18 protein-coding genes are annotated in these 20,175 nt (G+C 71.8%); 6 read left to right on the top strand and 12 right to left on the bottom strand.

Annotated elements, in window-relative coordinates; translation table 11 throughout:
• Window positions 1–43: 43 nt before the first annotated feature.
• Window positions 44–2,701, bottom strand: a complete 2,658-nt coding sequence (locus tag BIU89_RS01620; RefSeq protein WP_071244538.1) for a phosphoenolpyruvate carboxylase — start codon at window positions 2,699–2,701, stop codon at window positions 44–46.
• A gap of 172 nt (window positions 2,702–2,873) precedes the next feature.
• Window positions 2,874–3,557 (bottom strand): biliverdin-producing heme oxygenase, encoded by a 684-nt coding sequence (locus tag BIU89_RS01615; protein ID WP_071244537.1) that lies wholly within the window; start codon window positions 3,555–3,557, stop codon window positions 2,874–2,876.
• Between the two features lie 84 nt (window positions 3,558–3,641).
• Between BIU89_RS01615 and BIU89_RS01610 the strand changes: the two genes are divergently transcribed.
• Both BIU89_RS01610 and BIU89_RS01605 read left to right on the top strand, forming a co-directional pair.
• Complete coding sequence (locus BIU89_RS01610) at window positions 3,642–4,487, top strand: siderophore-interacting protein (protein ID WP_071244536.1); 846 nt, start codon at window positions 3,642–3,644, stop codon at window positions 4,485–4,487.
• 552 nt (window positions 4,488–5,039) lie between these two features.
• On the top strand, window positions 5,040–5,606 hold the full coding sequence (locus tag BIU89_RS01605; RefSeq protein ID WP_071244535.1) for a GIY-YIG nuclease family protein: 567 nt from the start codon (window positions 5,040–5,042) through the stop codon (window positions 5,604–5,606).
• Between the two features lie 28 nt (window positions 5,607–5,634).
• Here BIU89_RS01605 and BIU89_RS01600 read toward each other — a convergent pair whose 3' ends face one another.
• The 4 genes from BIU89_RS01600 to BIU89_RS01585 form a co-directional block, all read right to left on the bottom strand.
• The gene (locus BIU89_RS01600) at window positions 5,635–7,185 is read right to left on the bottom strand and encodes a GMC family oxidoreductase (protein ID WP_027465434.1); all 1,551 of its coding nucleotides are present in this window, start codon (window positions 7,183–7,185) and stop codon (window positions 5,635–5,637) included.
• A complete protein-coding gene (locus BIU89_RS01595) occupies window positions 7,182–8,567 on the bottom strand; it encodes an alpha/beta fold hydrolase (RefSeq protein WP_071244534.1) in 1,386 nt (461 codons plus the stop codon). The genes BIU89_RS01600 and BIU89_RS01595 overlap by 4 nt, the downstream gene beginning before the upstream one ends.
• An 82-nt stretch (window positions 8,568–8,649) precedes the next feature.
• Window positions 8,650–9,666 (bottom strand): hypothetical protein, encoded by a 1,017-nt coding sequence (locus tag BIU89_RS01590; protein WP_071244533.1) that lies wholly within the window; start codon window positions 9,664–9,666, stop codon window positions 8,650–8,652.
• 86 nt (window positions 9,667–9,752) lie between these two features.
• The gene (locus BIU89_RS01585; RefSeq protein WP_071244532.1) at window positions 9,753–10,004 is read right to left on the bottom strand and encodes a DUF4287 domain-containing protein; all 252 of its coding nucleotides are present in this window, start codon (window positions 10,002–10,004) and stop codon (window positions 9,753–9,755) included.
• Window positions 10,005–10,159: 155 nt separating this feature from the next.
• Between BIU89_RS01585 and BIU89_RS01580 the strand changes: the two genes are divergently transcribed.
• From BIU89_RS01580 to BIU89_RS01570, 3 genes are read left to right on the top strand one after another with little or no spacing between them, the layout of a single operon-like run.
• Window positions 10,160–11,272 (top strand): amino acid ABC transporter permease, encoded by a 1,113-nt coding sequence (locus tag BIU89_RS01580; RefSeq protein ID WP_071244531.1) that lies wholly within the window; start codon window positions 10,160–10,162, stop codon window positions 11,270–11,272.
• Window positions 11,272–12,045 (top strand): amino acid ABC transporter ATP-binding protein, encoded by a 774-nt coding sequence (locus tag BIU89_RS01575; protein WP_071244530.1) that lies wholly within the window; start codon window positions 11,272–11,274, stop codon window positions 12,043–12,045. The genes BIU89_RS01580 and BIU89_RS01575 overlap by 1 nt, the downstream gene beginning before the upstream one ends.
• Before the next feature lie 45 nt (window positions 12,046–12,090).
• A complete protein-coding gene (locus BIU89_RS01570; protein ID WP_071244529.1) occupies window positions 12,091–13,107 on the top strand; it encodes a transporter substrate-binding domain-containing protein in 1,017 nt (338 codons plus the stop codon).
• Between the two features lie 418 nt (window positions 13,108–13,525).
• On the opposite strand, the gene BIU89_RS01565 is transcribed toward BIU89_RS01570, so the two are convergent.
• From BIU89_RS01565 to BIU89_RS01555, 3 genes are read right to left on the bottom strand one after another with little or no spacing between them, the layout of a single operon-like run.
• A complete protein-coding gene (locus tag BIU89_RS01565; protein WP_071244528.1) occupies window positions 13,526–14,668 on the bottom strand; it encodes an LLM class flavin-dependent oxidoreductase in 1,143 nt (380 codons plus the stop codon).
• Window positions 14,665–16,050, bottom strand: coding sequence for an NtaA/DmoA family FMN-dependent monooxygenase (locus BIU89_RS01560; RefSeq protein ID WP_071244527.1), 1,386 nt, complete (start codon window positions 16,048–16,050; stop codon window positions 14,665–14,667). Before BIU89_RS01560 ends, BIU89_RS01565 begins: the two co-directional genes overlap by 4 nt.
• A complete protein-coding gene (locus tag BIU89_RS01555) occupies window positions 16,047–17,273 on the bottom strand; it encodes an LLM class flavin-dependent oxidoreductase (protein WP_071244526.1) in 1,227 nt (408 codons plus the stop codon). Before BIU89_RS01555 ends, BIU89_RS01560 begins: the two co-directional genes overlap by 4 nt.
• 294 nt (window positions 17,274–17,567) lie before the next feature.
• Between BIU89_RS01555 and BIU89_RS01550 the strand changes: the two genes are divergently transcribed.
• Window positions 17,568–17,969 (top strand): GNAT family N-acetyltransferase, encoded by a 402-nt coding sequence (locus tag BIU89_RS01550; protein ID WP_071244525.1) that lies wholly within the window; start codon window positions 17,568–17,570, stop codon window positions 17,967–17,969.
• A 41-nt stretch (window positions 17,970–18,010) separates the two neighbouring features.
• On the opposite strand, the gene BIU89_RS01545 is transcribed toward BIU89_RS01550, so the two are convergent.
• The 3 genes from BIU89_RS01545 to BIU89_RS01535 form a co-directional block, all read right to left on the bottom strand.
• Window positions 18,011–18,649 carry a Type 1 glutamine amidotransferase-like domain-containing protein gene (locus BIU89_RS01545; RefSeq protein WP_071244524.1) on the bottom strand — a complete coding sequence of 213 codons (639 nt, stop codon included), beginning with the start codon at window positions 18,647–18,649 and terminating at the stop codon, window positions 18,011–18,013.
• A gap of 258 nt (window positions 18,650–18,907) precedes the next feature.
• Complete coding sequence (locus BIU89_RS19080) at window positions 18,908–19,138, bottom strand: PLDc N-terminal domain-containing protein (protein ID WP_175474952.1); 231 nt, start codon at window positions 19,136–19,138, stop codon at window positions 18,908–18,910.
• A 15-nt stretch (window positions 19,139–19,153) separates the two neighbouring features.
• Window positions 19,154–19,816 carry a hypothetical protein gene (locus BIU89_RS01535; protein WP_139178733.1) on the bottom strand — a complete coding sequence of 221 codons (663 nt, stop codon included), beginning with the start codon at window positions 19,814–19,816 and terminating at the stop codon, window positions 19,154–19,156.
• Between the last annotated feature and the right edge of the window lie 359 nt (window positions 19,817–20,175).

Raw genomic sequence — 20,175 nt, 5'->3', positions numbered from 1 at the left:
GGTGCCAGCTGGCACCGGGCCTCCTGTCCGTCGGTCGGGGGCGTCAGCCCGTGTTCTGCAGGCCGGCCGCGATCCCGTTGACGGTGAGCAGCAGGAGCCGGTGGTCGGCGTCCGTCGGGTCCGTGCTGCCGGACGTGCGGATGGCGCGCAGCGCACGGAGCTGCAGGTGCGACAGCGCGTCGACGTACGGGCTGCGGAGGCGCACGGCGCGGGCCAGGACGGGCCGGTCCTCGAGCACGTCGCTACCGCCGGAGACGCGGAGCACCCAGTCGCGGGTGCGGACCATCTCGTCGAGCACCTTCGCGGCGAGGTCGTCGCGGTCGGCGAGCTCGAGGTACCGGCGGGCGATGTGCTCGTCGGTCTTCGCGAGCGACATCTCGACGTTCTTGATCATCGCGGCGAAGAGCGGCCACTCGGCGTACGCGGCGCGGAGCACGTCGACGTCGCCGACGGCCTCGAGCGCGGAGCCGAGCCCGTACCAGCCGGCGAGGTTGATGCGCGCCTGCGTCCACGAGAACACCCACGGGATGGCGCGGAGGTCCTCCAGCGACTCCACCGACAGGCCACGACGGGCCGGGCGGGAGCCGAGGGGCAGCAGGCCGATCTCCTCCATCGGGGTGACCCGGGCGAACCAGGGCGCGAAGCCGTCGGCCTTGACCAGGTCGTAGAAGGCGACGCGCGAGACGTCGTCGAGCTGCTGGGCGAGGTCGGCGAACCGGGCGGCCGCGGCCGCGGTGCGCGCCTCGTTCGACGGCGACGACGCGAACAGCGTCGCCGAGGCCATCTGCTCGAGGTGGCGGGCGGCGATGTCCTGGTCGCCGTACTGGGCGAAGATGACCTCACCCTGCTCGGTGAGCTTCAGGCGACCGTCGATCGACCCCGGCGGCTGCGCGAGGACGGCCTCGTTGGCGGGACCGCCACCGCGGCCGAGCGAACCGCCCCGGCCGTGGAACAGGGTCAGCTCGATGTCGTTGTCGCGGGCCCAATCGGCGATGCGGGCCTGGGCGTCGTACAGCGCCAGGTTCGCGGACACCGGGCCGACGTCCTTCGACGAGTCCGAGTAGCCGAGCATGACCTCGAGCCGACGGCCGGTCGCGGCGAGGCGTCGCTGGAACGCCTCGGTGCGGATGGCCTCGTCGAGGATGTCGACGCTGGCGTGCAGGTCGGCGAAGGTCTCGAACAGCGGGATGACGTCGAGCACCGGCGCGGCCTCGGCGGACCCGAGCGCGGCGACCGCGAGTTCGTGCACGTTCGCCAGGTCCGCCGGGGACTGCGTGAAGGACACGATGTACCGGTTCGCCGCGCGGACGCCGTAGCGGGACTGCAGCCCGGCGATCGTGCGGAACACGGCGAGGACCTCTTCGGTGGTCTCGCTCAGTTCGCCACCGGAGCGGATCTCGGCCAGGGCGGTGCGGTGCACCTGCGAGTGCTGGCGGACCTCGAGCTCGGCCAGGTGGAACCCGAAGGTCTCGACCTGCCAGACGAGGTTCTGCAGCTCGCCGTTCGCCGGGCGGATCGCACCGGCGGCGACGAGCGACGCCTGGATGGTGCGGAGGTCGGCCAGCAGCGCCTCGGGGCCGTCGTAGGCCAGCGGCGTGGTGCCGGTCCGGGTGGCGTCGATGCGCGCGGCGACGAACAGGAGCGCACGACGGTGGGTCTCGTTCGGTGCACGGACGCCGATGCGCTCGGCGATGCCCGGGTCGAGCGACTCCTGCGCGGCGACGAGGGCGGTGAGGCCGGCGTCGGCGGGGGTGTCGCTCGCATCCAGGGTCAGGGCGCTGCCGATGCGGGTGGTCGCGCGGGCGAGGCCGAGCAGGATGTGCTCCGCCGCGATCTCGGCGGCCTGGCGGGTGACGTCGGCCGTCACGTGCGGGTTGCCGTCGCGGTCGCCGCCGATCCAGGTGCCGAACCGCACGAACGCGGGCGCGATCACGGGAGCGCGGCCGGCGTCGTCGCCCTGCAGCCGGTCGTCGAGCAGGCGGTAGACCTGCGGGACGATCTCGAACAGGGTCTGGTCGAACACGCTCATCGCGGTGCGGACCTCGTCGAGCGGGGTCGGCCGGGTGGTGCGGAGCGGGGAGGTGCGCAGGAGGGTCGTGATCTCCTCGAGCAGGCGGCGCTCGTTCTCGGCGCGAGCCGTCGCGTTGCGGGCGCGGTCGCGCTCGTCGATGAGGTCCGTGATGCGGCGGACACCCGTGGTGACCGCGCGGCGGCGGGCCTCGGTCGGGTGGGCCGTCAGCACCGGGTGGAACCGCAGGGTGCGGAGGCGCTCGGCGGCCTCGGCCTCGCCGACCTCGGCGACGAGCTCGGCGTAGGTGGCGGGGAACGAGTCGCCGGCGACGCCGCCGTCGTCGCCGCGCTGGCGGAGGACCCGCACGCGGTGGTGCTCCTCGGCCAGGTTGGTGAGGTGGAAGTAGGTGGTGAACGCCTGTGCCACGGCCTCGGCGCGTTCGGCCGACATGCCGGAGACGATCGCCTGGGCACGCGCTGCACCCTCGGCGTGGTCGCCTTCGTAGGCGTCGATCACGGCGGCGCGCAACGACTCCACGTCGTGGAGCAGTTCGTCGCCCCCGTTCTCCCGCAGCACCCGGCCGAGGAGGTTGCCGAGGTACCGCACGTCGGCGCGCAGGTCACTGTCGACCGCACCGCTGACGTCGTCCCGCGCGCGCTCGTGGCGTGCAGATCCGTCGATCGCCGTCATGGAGTCCTTTCCGGGTCGTCCGGGAGGCTGGTCCCGGGTCCCAGCAGCGTATCGGCACCCGGGGACGCATGACGTCGACCGTCCGGACGGACGCGGGGCCGGGCGGGAGTGCGCAGCCGCTGCGCGGGCAGGCGGGTTCGGGCGGGCTGGGCCTGGGTACTGCCGCCGCGGGTCAGGCGGGCACGGAGGCGCTGCCCGGCTCCTGACGGAACGGCGCACGGCGGGCATCGAGGCCGGCGAGCAGCCCACGGTTCAGCTCGTAGGCGAGCTCGACCTCGGCGATCACCCGCTCCTGCTCGTCGGCCGTCCAGGGCGCGGCGTCGAGCTGGGCCCGGTAGGTGTGCTCGAAGTCGCTCGGGTCGGCGACCTGGTCGAAGATGTAGAAGAGGACACCGTTCGTGTCGAACCCGAACCGCTCGGCCAGCACCTGTCCGATCACGTGCCCGCCGGACACGTCGCCGAGGTACCGCGTGTAGTGGTGTGCCACGAAGCCGCCGGGCCACTCGGCCGCGACCTCGTTGAGGCGTCGCACGTACGCGGTCGTCGCGGGCAGCGGGCACACCAGCTCGGACCAGTCCGGGCCGATCAGGTACTCGAGGTCGGCGCGGATCGCCGGCATCCGGGTGAGCTGCGCCGTGACGAACGGCGCCGCCACGGGGTGGTCGGCCATGCGTTCCGCCGCCCGCTCGAGCGCGTCGTACACGAAGGCGTACTGTCCGAGCAGGTCCGCGTAGTCGGCGACGTCGCAGTCGCCACTGAGCAGGTCCTGCATGAAGCCGCTCGTGGCCGAGGCACCGTGCGAGCGCCGCGTGCGACGCCGCAGCAGCTCGGAGAACGGGATGACGGTCGAGTCCATGAGGTAAGGCTAACCTTAGTGATGCGCGCGTCAAGCAGGGATCACCCAGGTGGCGCCGAACCCGCGAGAGGAAGCTCCCCCACGATGAGCTCGAAACCCAAACGCCCCCAGCACGTCTTCGTCGTCGACCGCACCGAACGGCTCTCGCCCCACATGGTGCGCGTGCACCTGGGCGGCTCGGCCTTCGAGGACTTCGTCGCCCAGGCCGACCCCGACCGACTCGGCTCGACCGACAAGTACGTCAAGCTCCTGCTCGCGAAGCCGTCGCTCGGACTGGTGCCGCCGTACGACCTCGAGGCCCTGCGCGAGACCCTGCCGAAGCACGACCGCCCCGCCCGCCGCACCTACACGGTGCGTGCGGTCGACCACGCCACGCGGACCATCGCGATCGACTTCGTCGTGCACGGCGACGAGGGCCTCGCCGGTCCCTGGGCAGCGTCCGCGCAGCCGGGTGATCGGCTCGCCCTGTCCGGGCCCGGTGGTGGCTACGCACCCACCACGGACCCGGCGGTCACGCACGTGCTGCTCGGTGACGACAGCGCCCTGCCCGCGATCGGCGCAGCACTCGAGTCCATGCCCGACTCCGCCACCGGGGTCGCCCTGGTCGAGGTGGCCGGGCCCGCTGACGAGCAGGACCTCCGGCACCCGGCGGGGGTCGACCTGCGGTGGCTGCACCGGGACGCCACCGGCGCCCAGCCGGGCACGCTCCTGCTGGAGACGGCCCGCGGGCTGCCGCGTGCCTCCCGGCCGGTCCAGGTCTTCGCGCACGGCGAGCGGACCGCGATGAAGGCGATCCGTCGGCTGCTGCAGGACGACTGGGGGCTGGAGAAGCGCGAGATGTCGTTGTCGGCGTACTGGGCGCTCGGTCGCGGTGAGGACGAGTTCCAGGAGGAGAAGCGCGAGCCAGTCGGGGTGATCTTCACCGACTGACGGCGGCCTGCGTGCCCGTTCTTTCCCATGGCGGGCGCGATGGCTGGTGGGAACGGGCGTACCTGGTCGGAAGAACGGACCAGGTACGCCCGTTCTCGGTCGGCACGCCCGTTCTTGGGCGGTACGCCCGGCGGCCGGGGCGCGCGGCGGCCGGGGCGCTCGGTTCCCGCAGGTACGCCCGATCCTTCCCAGAACGCGCGCGATGGCTGGTGGAAACGGGCGTACCTGGTCGGAAGAACGGACCAGGTACGCCCGATTCCACCAGGTACGCCCGATTCGACCGGGTACGCCCGATCTCGGTCGGCATGCCCGTTCTCGGTCTGGACGGCCGGCGGCCGGCGGCCGGGCGCCCGGTACCCGCAGGTACGCCCGATCCTTCCCAGAACGCGCGCGATGGCTGGTGGAAACGGGCGTACCTGGTCGGAAGAACACGCCAGGTACGCCCGGTTCGACCAGGTACGCCCGATTCGACCAGGTACGCCAGGCACGCCCAGTGCGCGCAGCGGCCGGGAGGCCCGGAGCACGTCGGTGGATCGGGCTAGCGTTCCGCGCATGGTCACCTCGTCGTGCTGCGTGCCGGGTTGCGCGGGCGTGCTCGCGGACGGTCTCGCGGGAGTCCCCCTGTGCGGTGCGCACGTCGCGTTCGTCGCCGATCTCGCGGCCGAACACCCCGGCATCGAGGACACCCTGCCCGGCCCGTGCCCGGCGTGCGGTTCGCGGATCGGGGTGCGCTACCCCTCGGGCATGGTCTGCGCCCGGTGCGAGTGGCGCTGGGGGGAGGTACCGGACGGCGACCTCGCTCCCCCTCGGGTCGACGTCGTCTACTACCTGCGGATGCGCGACGACTTCGGCGACCGCATCAAGATCGGCACGACGATGAACCCCCGGCAACGGCTCGCGGCGATCCCGCACCAGGACCTGCTGGCGTTCGAGCGCGGTGACCGGACCCTCGAACGCCGACGGCACGCCGCCTTCGCCGCCAGCCGGTACCCGGGTACCGAGTGGTTCCGGGTGACGCCGGAGCTCCTCGCCCACGTGGACGCCGTCGCCGCCGGGGTCGACGACCCGTGGGACCTGCACGCCCGGTGGACGAGCGAGGCGCTCGCGCTCCGGGGATGAGCCGCGACCGAGCCGTCGGAGCGCGTGCTCAGGCGGCCTGCAGCATGCGGTCGGCGGTGCGGAGCGAGAGCGCCATGATCGTCAGCGCCGGGTTCGCGATGACCGCGCTCGGGAACACCGAGTTGTCGGCGATCCACAGGTTCGGGACGTCCCACGAGCGGCCGTCCTGGTCGACGACCGAGGTCTCGCGGTCCGTGCCCATCCGCGCGGTCCCGATGGTGTGCGCCGTGCGTTCGAGCACCCGGACGTCCTGGCCACCGGCTGCCTCGACGATGGTCGTCATCGTGCGGACCGCGTGGCGGCGGATCGCCTCTTCGTTCGAGCCCGGGGTGAACGAGACCCGGGCACGCGGGACACCGTGCTCGTCGAGTTCGTCGGTCAGCTCGAGCCGGTTGTCGTCGTACGGCAGGCACTCGGCGTTGATGCCGACGCCGGCCGAGAACGGGTAGTCCTGCAGCGCCCGGACGAGCTCGGCACCTCGGAGTCCGCCACCCCGCACCAGCGAGGTCGCGAAGGTCTGCGGCTGCACGCCCAGGCTCTGGATGAGGTAGCCGCCCGCGAAGTCGGCGTCCGCCGGTCGGACGAAGTCCTCGGTGATGATCGACGACGGGTACCCGCGGTACGAGCGCATCGACTCGTCGAACCGCGCCCACACCTGGGTGGCTCCGTGCGCGGTGAAGTTCCGGCCGACCTGTCCGCTGCCGTTCGCGACACCGGTGTGCAGCAGCAGCCGCGGTGTCTCGACACCGCCCGCGGCGAGGACGAGGGTCCGGCAGCGCTGGCGGTGCTCGCGCCCGTCGGCGGTGTAGAGGACGGCCTCGACCCGTCCCGCCGCGTCGAGCTCGATGCCGTGCACGAAGGACTCCGGACGGATCTCGGCACCGAACGCCACGGCGGCGGGCAGGTAGGTCGTGTCCATCGAGACCTTCGAGCCGTTGCGGCAGCCCTGGTGGCAGGAGCCGCAGGACACGCAGGCCTGGCGCAGCCCGTGGTGTTCCTGGTGCCGGTCCTCGGTGGTCAGGCCGACCGGGGCATCGGTGGCGGTGATCCCGACCGCCGCGGTGCCGCGCATCATCATGTCCGACGAGGCGTTCCGGGCCGGCGGGCGCATCCGGTAGCGACGGGACGGGTCCCACGGGTAGTGCTCGGGGCCGGCGACACCGACGTCGTGCTCGACCTGCTCGATCCAGCCGGTGAGCTCGGCGTGGCTGATCGGCCAGTCCTGTCCCGCGCCGCTCTCGGTCCGCAGCCGCAGGTCGTGCTCGCTCGGCCGCGGGGTGAACGCGCCCCAGTGCAGCGTCGAGCCACCGACGCCCGTGCCGCTGTTGTTGGGGCCGAAGGCGGTGGGGGCTCCGCCGCCGCTCAGCCGCTCGTCCATCCAGTTGATGTCACCGGGGGCGGCGACCTCGTCCGGCACGTGGTCGCCCGGCTCGGTGTTGCGGCCGGCTTCGAGCGCGACGACCGTCAGGCCTCGGCGGGCCAGCGAGGCGAGGAGCGGTGCTCCCCCGGCCCCGGTGCCGACCACCACCACGTCGACGACGTCGTCCGTGCCGTACGTGCGTTGTCCGTCGAGTCTCATCGTGCAGCTCCGGTCGTCGGTGCGGTGTCGATCGTGGTGGCCGTGCCGGGGTCGGCGGGGGCCTCGGGTTCCCAGGCCTCGCGCTGGCCCGCCGCGAGCAGCTGGAAGCCCTGCTTGCGGACGCCGTCACCGCCGTTCGCGTAGCCGTCGAAGTCGATGGCGGCCATGGTGGCGGGGTGTGCGAGCCAGTGCTTCACGAGGTCGACGCTGGCGTCCTCGAACCACGCGCGCAGCTGCTCGGCGTCGAGATCACCGTCGGCGCGGTACCGCCCGGCTGCCACGGACTCGAGGGCCTGGTCGAGCACGCCGTCGCGGGCGGGTGCGGCGAGCACGTCGAGCGCGGCTCGGTAGGCCTCGGCGTCCACCGGCATGCCGTCCGGCCGCCAGCCGTCGCCGAGCCCGGCGGCGAGCTGCGCGTCGACCCGCAGGGCGAGGTCGACCTGGTCGGTGCCGGGCTGCGGGACGACGATCCGCGCGACCGCACGCAGGGTGCCCAACTGCGTCGGCGTCAGCGCGTGGGGTGCGGCCGTCGGGTCGTCGGGCAGGGCGCGCTCGGCCAGCAGGCCTCGGGTCCGAGCGCTGACCCGCGGCGAGGCGATCACTCGGGCGTGCTCCACGGGGACGACCGGCGACCCCTCGACACGGCGCTGCCAGAAGTCGCGGATGCGCTCGGCCACGGCCTCTGGCTGTTCCCAGGGCAGCAGGTGGGCGGCGCCGTCGACGACGTTGAGCTCGCTGTTCGGCCAGTGCGGCAGGGTCAGACGACGCTGGGCGTCGGCATCCAGGTCGCCGTCCTCGGCACCGGCGAGCACCAGGGCGGGCACCGGGTTCGGTGCGGCGTCCGACCAGTCTTCGCGGCTGCCGCGGGACAGCCAGTCCGTCCAGGCTGCGGGGTCGGTCCGCTCGACGTCCTGCACTGCCGCACTGTGCCGCGCGGGCGCCAGGGGTGCCGCGGTGTTGGCGGCGACGAACTCCTCGGCGTCCTCGGTGCCGATCGGGCCACCGGCAGCCCACGAGAGCATCGTCCAGCGGCGGTCGTCGTCCATCGGCTCGGGAGCGAGCGGGGACGCGGCGAGGAGCACCACGGCCCGCAGCCCGAACAGGCCGTTCGCGCCGGAGATCGTGCGGTCGGCCACCACCGTGGCCACCTTGCCGCCCATCGAGTGCCCGAGGAGCATCCACTCCGTCGAGCCGCTCGCCCCGATCGCGCGCTCCACCAGGACGGCCATCTCCTCGACGGTGGTGCCGGACGACGCCGGGCTGCGACCGAAGCCGGGCAGGTCGATGCCGATCAGGTCGAGGTCGCCGAGGAGCTCAGCGCGCAGCAGCGCGAACTCCTCGGAACTCGCGCCGAGGGCGTGGAGACAGAAGACGGTGGTCACCCTGTATACCTACCCGTCGCTCGCGACCGCTCCCAGCCGGGCCGTACCCCGTCGCGCCGCGCCTGTACCCCGATCGGCGTCGTCACCGGGCGTAGGCGTCGACGAACAGCGCGCCCCGGAGGTCGCGCAGGGTGTCCGCCAGCCGCTCGACGGTCCGGCTGGAGATGCCCGAGACCTGCAGGTCGTACGGGCCGAGCGCGGGTAGCCGCCCGGTGCGGATGCGGACGACCTCCCACCCCACGGCGCGGACGGCTCGGTCCTTCCTGCGGTCGGTGTCCTGCCGGGGTCCGACGTGCTCGAGCCCGTGCCGACCGGTGGAGTCGTACTCGATGGCGACGCGGAGCTCGGGAAGGATGATGTCCGGCCAGGCCTCGACGTGGTCGAAGAACGGGCGGTCGAGTCGGATGGCGGAGTGGTCGTAGGTGAACGCGAACCGCTCGGACAGCATGCCCCGGAGTTCGGCTTCGACCGCCGAGGCCGTCGCCGGGGCGCAGACGCTCGTGAACGATTCACCCGACGGCAGCCGCGGGGTCTTCGGGCAGATCGTGCGCGGAACGGACTGGGCGGCCCGACGGGGTGCACCACCGGCCGACCCTGCCGAGCCTGCTGAGCCGGCCGAGCCGGCGGACCCGGCGACGGGCCGACGAGAGCGGGCACGGCTCGACGCGACGGCTCCGGCCGGGACCCCGCGCACCGGAGCCGCCGGCAGGGTCTGTCGTCCGGCGCTCCGGACGACCCGCTGCGGCACGGGCACCGTCCGGGGCCAGTCCGACGGCAGCACCGGCCACCGCTGGGGCTGGGCCTGCACCGCACACTCGGGGCACCACACGGAGCGGCGGCGCTCACGGCCCGGACGGGACCGCTGTTCGGACGGGGTCGCGACGAAGACGTGCCCGACGTCGCACTCCCAGGTGAGCAGGACCTCGGCCGCCGGGGGGACCTGGGTCAGGACGACGCCGTGGTTCCAGTCGGGGTGGTACTGCCGGATGAGCACCGGGTACGGCGCCCAGTCTGCGCGGAACTGTCCGACGGCGTACGGAACAGCTTCGCCGCGCGACCACTGTCGGCGGCGCCACCACGCATCGACGGGTTCGGCCACCCCACCACGCTAGGAACGACCACCGACACCCGTCGCACCACGCAGCGAGCAGCGCCACCGACACCCGCCGCACCAAGCACGTCGGCTCAGGAGGCCAGCGCGTGCTTCACGTAGGCGACCAGGGCGTTCGCGTGCCCGTGCCCGAGGCCGTGCTCGGACTTGAGCCACCCGACGACCTCCATGTGCTGGTGGTCGTCGAGCCGGTCCGCGACCAGGTCGAGCCACTCCTGCACCGGGCGCCCGTACGTCGCCTCGATGCTCGGGAAGTACGACGCCGGACCCTTCACCTTGGTGCCGTCCGCCGGGGGCACCGGGGCGGTCACACGATGCGCTGTCATGGCCCAACGGTAGCGCTCCGTCGGCCGTCACGGAACGTCACGCAGGGCAGGCGTTCTGTGACGCCGCGTTGCGCCGGATGGCCGGGTGTTGCGTCGCGTGGCGGGGTGTTGCGCGAGGCGTTGTCGGCGCCGCCCGTGCCTCCTACGGTCGCGACATGACCGACACCACCAGGGCCCCGCAGCGGGAGGCGACCAGCGTCGACGACGCGGGCCGGACGCCCGAGCCGAGCCGCGCCTCCAGGCCGGAGACCGCGACCATCGACGCGGCCGGACACGCCGCACTCGACCGCCCCGTCGTGCCGCTGCGCCACCCGCTGCGGTGGATCGCCGCGGCCCTCGTGCTCGTGGTGCTGCTGAACTTCGTCGAGACGCTGTTCACCAACGAGCAGTGGGGCTGGCCCGCCGTCGGCAAGTGGCTGTTCAGCCCCGCCGTCCTGACCGGACTGCAGCTGACGCTGACGGCGACGGCGCTGAGCGCGGTGATCAGCTTCGCCGGCGGTGTGGTCGTCGCGATCGCACGGCTGTCGCAGAACCCGGTGCTGTCCGGGCTCGCGTGGGGGTACGTCTGGCTGTTCCGGTCGGTGCCGCTCATCCTGGTGCTCGTCTTCCTGTACAACCTCGGGTCGCTGTACCCGACCATCGGCATCGGGATCCCCTTCGGACCGCAGTTCCAGGTGCCGACCGCCAACGTCCTCGGAGACCTGGCGATCGGCGTGATCGGGCTGAGCCTCAGCGAGATCGCCTACGCGTCGGAGATCGTCCGGGCCGGCGTGCTCGCCGTCGACCACGGCCAGCACGAGGCCGCGCAGGCGCTCGGGCTCCCCCGTCGCCGGCAGTTCGTGCGGGTGATCCTGCCGCAGGCGCTGCGGTCGATCGTGCCGGCGTTCGTCAACCAGGTCGTCGGACTGCTGAAGGCCTCGTCGCTGCTGTTCTACGTCTCGCTGCTCGACCTGTTCGGCGTGGTGCAGAACCTGTCGAGCACCTACCCGACGGACATCATCCCGCTGCTCGTCGTCGCCACGATCTGGTACCTCGTGCTCACCAGCGCGGTCTCGATCGTGCAGTACTACGTCGAGCGGTGGACCGCCCGAGGTTCCGTCCGGGCGCTGCCGCCCACGCCGTTCCAGCGGGTGCGGGCCGCCGTGCGTCGCGGTTCCGGACGTGGGTCGGGACGGCCTGGAGGCCCGGATCGCCCCCGGCAGGCCGCCTCCGCCGCGCGCGTGGTCGCGTCCGGCCCCGCTTCCACCATCGACGACAGGACCATCTGATGAGCGCAAAGATCAGCATCCACGGAGCCGTCAAGGCGTTCGGCGACACGGTCGTCGTCGACGGCATCGACCTGTCGCTGCCGTCCGGCAGCGTGACCGTCGTCCTCGGCCCCTCCGGTTCCGGCAAGTCCACGCTGCTCCGGGCGATCAACCACCTCGAACCGCTCGACCGCGGGGTCGTCACCGTCGGCGACGAGCCCATCGGCGTCCGCCTGCGCACCGGCCGCGACGGGGTCCCCCGCTGGAAGGAGCTGCCCGAGCGGCACATCCTGCGGCAGCGGTCCCGGATCGGCTTCGTGTTCCAGCACTTCAACCTGTTCCCGCACCTCACCGCGCTCGAGAACGTCGCCGAGGGGCCGATCGCCGCCGGAGTCCCCCGTGCCGTGGCGCGCGACCGCGCGGCGGCCCTGCTCGAGCGCGTCGGACTCGGCGACCGTGGCGACACCCGGCCGCGGCAGCTCTCCGGCGGGCAGCAGCAGCGCGTGGCCATCGCCCGGGCGCTGGCGCTCGAGCCGTCGGTGGTCCTGCTCGACGAGCCGACCTCGGCGCTCGACCCGGAGCTCGTCGGCGAGGTGCTCGGGGTCATCCGGGGGTTGGCGGACACGGGCACCACGCTCGTCATCGTCACGCACGAGATCGCCTTCGCCCGCGAGGTCGCCGACCACGTCGTGTTCCTCGACCACGGGCGGGTCGTCGAGCAGGGGCCGCCGGCCCAGGTGCTCGACGACCCGCAGCACACCCGCACGCGCGACTTCCTGTCGCGCGTCCGCTGACCCCTGACCCGATCCCTGATCCCCGCACGCACCCCAAGGAGAACCATGTCCACGAACACCCCGTCCCGCTGGCGCAACCGCGCCGGCTCCCTGGTCCTCGCAGCCGGAGTCGTCGTCGCCCTCGCCGGGTGCTCGGCGGGCGCTTCCGCCGACACGAGCGGCGCACCCGACAGCTCCGTCACCATCGGCGCCGCCTCGAACGGTGCGGCGAAGGAGACGACCCTCGAGGTCACCGAGGACCCGAAGCTGCACGACGCGCTCCCCTCCGCCGTCCGTAAGTCCGGCAAGCTGACGATCGGCGTGGGTGCCCTGCCCGCCGGGTTCCCGCCGCTCGCCTTCACCGGTGACGACCAGAAGACGATCACCGGCTCGGAGCCCGACCTCGGACGGCTCGTCGCCGCGAAGCTCGGGCTGCGCGCTGACGTGCAGAACGCCACGTGGGACAACCTGTTCGTCGGCATCGACAGCGGCAAGTACGACGCCGGCTTCTCGAACGTCACGGTCACCGAGCAGCGCAAGGAGAAGTACGACTTCGCCTCGTACCGGCAGGACAACCTTGCGTTCCAGGTGCTGGCGTCGAGCTCGCTGCGCTTCGACGGCGACCCGTCCGTGCTCGCCGGGAAGACCCTGTCCGTCAGTTCCGGCACGAACCAGGAGAACATCCTGCTCGAGTGGCAGAAGGAGCTCCGGTCCAAGGGCAAGGACTTCACGATCAAGTACTACCCGGACGGCAACGCGGTCAGGCTCGCGCTCGACTCGGGCAAGATCGACGCCTACTTCGGTCCGAACCCGACGATCGCCTACCAGAACACGCAGAGCAAGAGCACCGCGAAGCCGACGACGACCGCGGGCACGTACTCCGGCGCCGGTTCCTCGTTGCAGGGGCTCATCGCCGCGACGACGAAGCGGGACAGCGGCATCGCGAAGCCGGTCGCGGCGGCGATCAACGAGCTCATCGAGGACGGCACCTACGCGAAGTGGCTCGCGGCCTACAACCTGTCGAACGAGGCCGTGAAGACGTCCGAGGTGAACCCCGAGGGTCTGCCGCTCGACAACAGCTGAGCCCGCGCGCGCCCGGTTCGGCGCATCGGGGCCTGGTGCTGATGCCTGGTGCTCGTGCTTGGTGCTGATGCAGAGCGACACCGTCGAGGTCGTACGACCTCGGTGGTGTCGCTCGTTGCGTGCGCGGGCTTTCGCGGACGAGCAGGAACGACGATGTCGACGTCGTACGACTGCGACGATGTCGCTCGGGACGCACCACTCGAGCTGTGCTCGCCCCGGAACACGGGACGGGTCCGCGACGCCACCACGGTGCGGACGGGAGGCCCGTGGCGGCCTGGCACCGTGCCTCCAGGCCGTACCGTGCCCGGTTCCGCACCCCGTGCCCGACCCGCACCCCGTGCCCGGCCCGCACCGTGCGCTGCGCGCACGAACGACTCCGTCGCTGTCGGACGACAGCGACGGAGTCGTTCCGCGTCGGTCAGCGCGCGGCGGCCGCCGGCTCCCGCAGGTCGGCGCGCCGCGCCCACTCGGCGGCGAGCATCTCGTAGGAGCGCACCCGGGCCTCGTGGTCGTGCGCGATCGTCGTGACGAGCAACTCGTCCGCTCCCGTGACCCGCCGGAGCGTCTCGAGCCGTTCCGCGACGTGTGCCGGGTCGCCGACGAACCTCGTCGCGAGCCGGTCCGCCACCGACGCGGCGGCATCGTCCGGCAGCCGAACCGCTCGAGCCTCGTCCGGGGTGGGGTACTCGATTGCCCCGACGCCGGAGCGGATCGAGTGCACCCACTCGGCGTACCCGAGCCCGAGCTCGTCCGCCTCGGCCGCGGTCGGCGCCACGAGCACGTCGGCCGACACGATGACGTGCGGCGCGTCGAGCACGCCCGGGCGGAACGCGTCGCGGTAGGCCTGCACCGACGCCAGGACCGTGCCGGGCGACGTGTGGTAGTTCGCGCCGTACGGCAGCCCGAGCGCGCCGGCGATCCGGGCACTCTCGCCGCCGGTGGAGCCGTGGATCCACAGTTCGACGGCGGCATCCCCGGCCGGCGGGGCCTCGATCACCGCACCGTCCCGTGACCACGTTCCGGCGAACAGGCCGCGGATCAGGTCGAGTTCGCCCGCGAACCGGTCGACGTCGCCCGGCACCCGGCCGAGCAGCTCCCCTTGCAGGGCGAACCGGCTGCCCGGCGCGATGCGGAACTCGAACGGCGCGGGGACGAGCAGGCCGTCGACGACCTGGTCGGTCCGCGGGGCGAGCGACGGCGGCTTCGGGGTGCCGGGTGCTGGTGCTCCTGAGCGGCCGAGCCCGAGGTCGATGCGCGGCCCGTACAGCGCGGCGAGCGTGCCGAAGGTCTCGGCGATCTGCAGCCCGCGGACGTTGCCGACCAGGGTCGCGGCGCTGCCGACCCGGATGGTCGAGGTGGCGGCGGCGACCGCACCGATGACGATCGTCGGTGCACTGCCGGCGACCCCGGGGTTCAGGTGGTGCTCGGCCAGCCAGTACCGGGCGTACCCGGCACGTTCGGCACGCTGTGCGAGGTCGACCGTGTTCGCCAGGGCCTCGGCGGGGGTCGACCCGCTGCTCACCGGCACGAGGTCGAGGACGGCGAGCGGGACCCGGCTCATGCCAGCACCCGCTGCCGGTCGAGGACCCGTCCGGGCAGGTCGAGCGTCTGCCGGAGCGTCGCCCCCTCGTCGTACGACTGCCGGTACACGCCGCGCTCCTGCAGCAGCGGGACGACCCGGTCGACGAACTCGTCGAGCCCGTACGGGTTGGTGTGCGGCACGACGACGAACCCGTCGGTGGCGCGCTCTTGCACGTACCGGTCGATCTCGGCGGCGATGTGAGCGGGCGTGCCGACGAAGCCGCCACGGGTGGAGGCGCGGATGACCAGGTCACGGATCGACAGGTGCTCGGCCTCGGCCAGGTCCCGCCAGGACTGCACCAGGGCGGGGACGTCGCGGGTGTGGCGGACGCGGCCACGGGTGATGTCGGCGCCCTCCAGGTCCGGCTCGGTCGAGGGCAACGGCCCGTCGACGTCGTACGACGACAGATCACGGTTCCACACCTGTTCGAGGAACGCGATCGCCGTCGCCGGGCTGACCTGGGCGCGGCGGATCGCCCGGGAACGTTCCTCGGCCTCGTCCGCCGTGTCGCCGAGCACGAAGGTCGCGCCGGGCAGGATCTGCAGCTCGTCCTTCGACCGGCCGACCCGTTCGAGTCGCTCGGTCACGTCGCGGGAGAACGACTGCGCGTCGTCGAACTCGGTGTGCAGCGAGAAGATGACCTCGGCGTGCCCGGCGGCGAGGTCGCGGCCCTCGTCGGAGTCACCCGCCTGCACGATCACCGGGTGCCGCTGGGGGCTGCGCGGGACCGGGAACGTGCCGGTCACGTCGAACTGCGGGCCGTGGTGGTCGACGTCGTGGATGCGGGAGCGGTCGGCGAAAGCCCCGGCGCCCCGGGTCCCGGCGGCGCCCGACCCGTTCGCCACGATCGCGTCCGACTCCCACGAGTCCCAGAGTTCGCGCGACAGCTCCACGAACTCGGCGGCTCGCGTGTACCGGTCGGCGTGGTCGAGGAATCCCCCACGGCGGAAGTTCGCACCGTGGAACGCGTCCGAGCTCGTCACGACGTTCCAGCCGGCGCGGCCGTCGGTCAGGTGGTCGAGCGTGGCGAGCTGCTTCGCGAGTTCGACGGGCTCGTTGAAGGTCGTCTGCAGGGTGCCGACGAGCCCGATGTGGTCGGTGACCCCGGCCAGCGCGGCCAGGATCGCGAGCGTGTTCGGGCGCCCGACGACGTCGAGGTCGTGGATGCGTCCCTTCTGCTCGCGCAACCGCAGCCCCTCGGCGAGGAACAGGAAGTCGAAGAACCCACGCTCCGCGTTCCGGGCGAAGTGCTCGAACGACGAGAACGCGATCTGGCTCTCGGCTCGGTCGTCGCTCCAGACGGTGGTGTTGTTGACGCCCGGGAAGTGGGCGGCGAGGTGGACCTGACGCTTGGCGCTCATGCTGAGACCCCCGAGGAGACGAAACCGGCACCGGCACCGGTGACGGCAGGACGCGCGTACCGGCTGACCGCCGGGGCGATGCCGAGCCGCGTGCGCAGGTCGGCGGTGGGACGGGACGCCACGTCGGCGCGGAGCCCGGCGGTGACGAGGGCGGGGACGAGCTGCCGCGCGATGGCGGTCGAGTCGATCGGGATGCGCAGCGGACGGAGCCGGACGCCGGCGTACCCGAGGGCCCGCAGGTCCCCGATCCGTGCCACCAGGTCCGGCACCGTCGTCGCGAGGACGGACGTGTCCGACCCGGAGCCGGCGGCGTACCGGGTACCGGCTGCCGCGTCGAGCGCGGCGAGCTCGTCGGCGGCGGCTGCCTGCGACGACCCGATGAGCACCGCGAGGTCCGCGAGGACCGGACGACGGAGGTCGGACCCGGCCGTCTGCTCGGCGTCACGGACGAGTGCCAACGCGTCCTGCGCCTCCAGGCCGTCGAACCCGGGCGTGACCAGCGCGACGTCCGCGGCGTCCACGGCGAACGCCGCCGCGTCGGAGCGGTGCGCGAGCGAGAAGACCGGCGGCCGCCCCTGCGGCGACCGCGGCACGATCGACGCGCCGTGCACCGAGACGAACGAACCGGAGAACGCCGCGTTGTGGATGCGGTCGCGGTCGATGAAGCGGCCGGTCGTGACGTCGCGGATGATCGCGTCGTCGTCCCAGCTGTCCCAGAGGCGGGAGACGACTTCGGCGACCTCGCGGGCCTCGTCGAACAGCGTGGCCGCGTCGCCGCCGCCGGGTCGGCGGCCGAACAGCGCGGCCTCGCGGGTCGTCGGGCTCACCTGGATCCGCCACCCGGCTCGCCCCAGCGAGACGTGGTCGAGGGTCTGGAGGCCCGTGGCGACGTGGAACGGTTCGGTGTGCGTGACCGAGACGGTCGGCACCAGCCCGATCGCGCGGGTCGCGGGGGCGACCGCGCTCGCGACGAGGAGCGCGTCGAGGCGGCCGACGACGGTCGACGTGTCGAGGTCGCCCTCGGGGTCGGTGGGGCCGGCGGTGAAGGAGTCCTCGAGGGTGACGGCGTCGACTCCGAGCCGGTCCTGCTCGACGACGACGTCGCGCCAGTGCCGGAGGCTCGTGAGGCGCTGCGCTGCCGAGCCGGCGGCGCGCCAGGCGGCGGGATGCCAGCCGGCGCCCTGCAGCGCGGTGACGAGGGTGATGCGGTCGGGCACGGTCATGGGGCGACGCTAGGACGGTTCGCCCAGGCGGCGAAGCGGTGTTGCGGAACGTGACCGACGGTGTCGCCGTGTGACGCGCGGCGGTGTCGACGGACTCAGGACTTGTCGCCACCCCGGCTCACGAGTCTCGGCGACGACGCCCGTGTCTCTCGATTCGCCCGAACATCTTGTCGCAGTGCCGACAGCTCTGCGGCGGTCCCGAAAGACGATCCTCCACCGGGACAACCACGACCGACCGAGGCGGCGTTCGGTAGTCGACCGGCTGCGCGGACGGCGTCGCTGTACCGTTTCAGCGTGCATTACTCGTTCACGCCGCCGACAGCGACGGAGCTCAAGGAGCTCTATGACGAGACGGGGTGGGGTGAGTGGGACGTCGAGCGTTTCGAACGAGCGCTAGCCGGGAGCTGGGTCGTCTGCGCCGCGCGCGATGACGCCGGCCTTCTGATCGGGGTCGGAAGGCTCATCAGCGACGGTGCGCTTCACGCGTTCGTGACGGAGATGATCGTCACCGAGCGTGCTCGTGGCTCCGGTATCGGCGGAGAAGTCCTCGCGCGCCTCGTGGGCGAAGCACGTCGCCGGGGTGTGGACGACGTCCAGCTCTTCGCTGCCCGTGGTAGAGCGGGGTTCTACGAGCGGAATGGCTTCGAGCGCCGGCCCGACGGCGCACCGGGCATGGACGTCTCTGCCGTTCGGTAGCCGATCCTCAACCGGGACAAGGGCCGGTAAGTCACTATCGGTCAAGGTTCAGATCGGATGACGCTCAGTCGACCGTTGTCCATGAGCAGAGCCTGGTCGTCGTTCAGTGGGGTCAGGGCGTAGGCGCCGCGGTATGTGTCGAGAGTCTTCTGGATGAGTTCCGGTGGGTACGGGGGCAGGAGGCCGTCCGCGTGTGGGATGACCGTCTGGTCAATCAGTGCGAGTCCGGAGTAGTCGGTGAGCGCGGGCCCGTCAGCGGGATCATCCATCAACGATGCTGGGGTCACGTCTGGTCCGGCGATGATCGAGCCGGCGCTCGCACCGATGTACGGCAGACCAGCCCGAACGCGCTCGACCAGCACGGCGGCGTTCCCACTCTCGCGCAGCGCTTCCAGAAGGGCAAAGGTGCTTCCGCTGGCGACGTACACGGCGTCAACGTCAGCGAGGATCTGGTCGAACCGGTGGGCCACGGTTCCTCGCGCGGTGACGGGGACGATGTGGCCTGCAAGCTCCTCGAGGGCTGCACGTTCCGCCTCGACGAACTCAGCGCCCGCGAACGATTGCTGCGCGTCGTCGATGTAGGCGATTCGGTACCCGTCGAGCGGCCCCTTCGCGCGGTTTGATCCGGTCAGGAAGGGCTGGATCGCCCCGGTGTTACGGGATAGCAGGAGGATCTTCACGGAACGTGACCCTAGAGGGGCCCGCCGACACCGTTGCCTGCTGCGGAAGGGGAGCGCCCGTCGGCGAAGCGCGCCAGGTGCTGGCGGCCCCGTCTCAATAGTCGATCGGCTAGCGAGACGCCGCGAGCTCAGAGAGACTGCTCGCCTGTGACGCATCACGGTGAGTCGCGTGGCGCTCATCAAGATCGTCGCCGCGCAACGTGAGAGGCATGCAGAAGGGCGCCGAACCGGTCGGTTCGGCACCCTCCTAGGCAGTCACTAAGGCGTTGTCACACGCCGGCGCGTGAACGTGAATCCCGTCGGCCTCACGATGAGCCAAACGACGACCCCGACCACAGGGACAAGGAGGAGCACAGTCCACAGCGTCTTCCGCACGAGCCGCAGTGAGCGGGACCGAAGTGTTGCGATGATCGCGAGGATCGCCGGAACCGCGACGACGAGCGTCCCCAGCAGAATCCAAACGTGCGAGTAGGTCGTGGTCTCCAACATCATGTGTCCTTTCGGCTACTGCCAGATCCGGCCGGTCTTGTTCACGTGCATGGTGTGCGACTCGTCCCAGTTTACGAACCCAGCGGACGGGATCGCTGAGATGTGCCACTTCACGTAGAGGTCACGCTGAGCATTTGTGCCGCTCTCGGAGCAAGCCTTCTCTTCTACAATGTAGCCGACTGCCCAGTTCACCTCACAGTGGTGGGTTCCCTGGTACCCCCGGTACTTCGCGGTCACCCAGGCACGGCTTCCGTCGTAGTAGAACGTGCCGCTCTGAGACTGCTTGTCGGTGAGGTTATTGAAGCCTTGGCTGTAGTTCTTCTTCTTGACCGTCCCCGCGGCGGCGGCGGCCTGCAGCTGGGCGAACTTCGCCGAGCTGAGCGTCTGCTTGGCTTGAGCCAGATCGTCGGCTGTGACGACCTCTTCAGGCGATTCAGAAAGCGTCACCGTCGACGTGCACGAATCCAGTGACACGGACGTGTCGCCAGCACTCTGCGCGGCGGTCACGGCCGCGATGCACTCACTGTTCGTCGTCGTCGACGACGACACCACGATGGTCGATGAGGAACCCGTGGCCGTGGACGCTGCCGTGACCGCCATCGCCGGAGTTGCCGCGACAAGCGAGGCTGCCAGCGCTCCCGCACCAACGACGGCAGCGAACTTCGTACTGATCTTCATGAGTCCCCACTTCAAGAGCACGCAGGAGGCCTAGTCCCCCAAAGGCCGTGCCCAACACCACCACGCTAACTAATTCCCCGGGTGGTTGCGTCTGCTGATCCGTACAGGCGGTCGTCCCGCGGGTAGGCGGATACGCCGAGCCGGGTTCAATCTGCGCCATCGAAGTGTCCCGATGGCGGATCGGTGATCGAGACGACCTGGCGAGGATGACTCGGTGCGGTCGCGCCGCGGCGCCGCGCTCCACCTGGCTTTGAGGCGCACCTTGGGTACGTTCTGTCTCATGTCGATGACTCCTGGTCCCGCTGGTGGTGGCGGCTGGCTGCCAAAGAGTCAACGCGGTCGTCAGGTTTTCAAATGGT

The organism is Curtobacterium sp. MCBA15_005 (assembly GCF_001864855.1).
Taxonomy (GTDB): Bacteria; Actinomycetota; Actinomycetes; order Actinomycetales; family Microbacteriaceae; genus Curtobacterium; species Curtobacterium flaccumfaciens.
The sequence above is the reverse complement of the archived record's forward strand: the minus strand, read 5'-3'. Positions and strand labels throughout refer to the sequence as shown.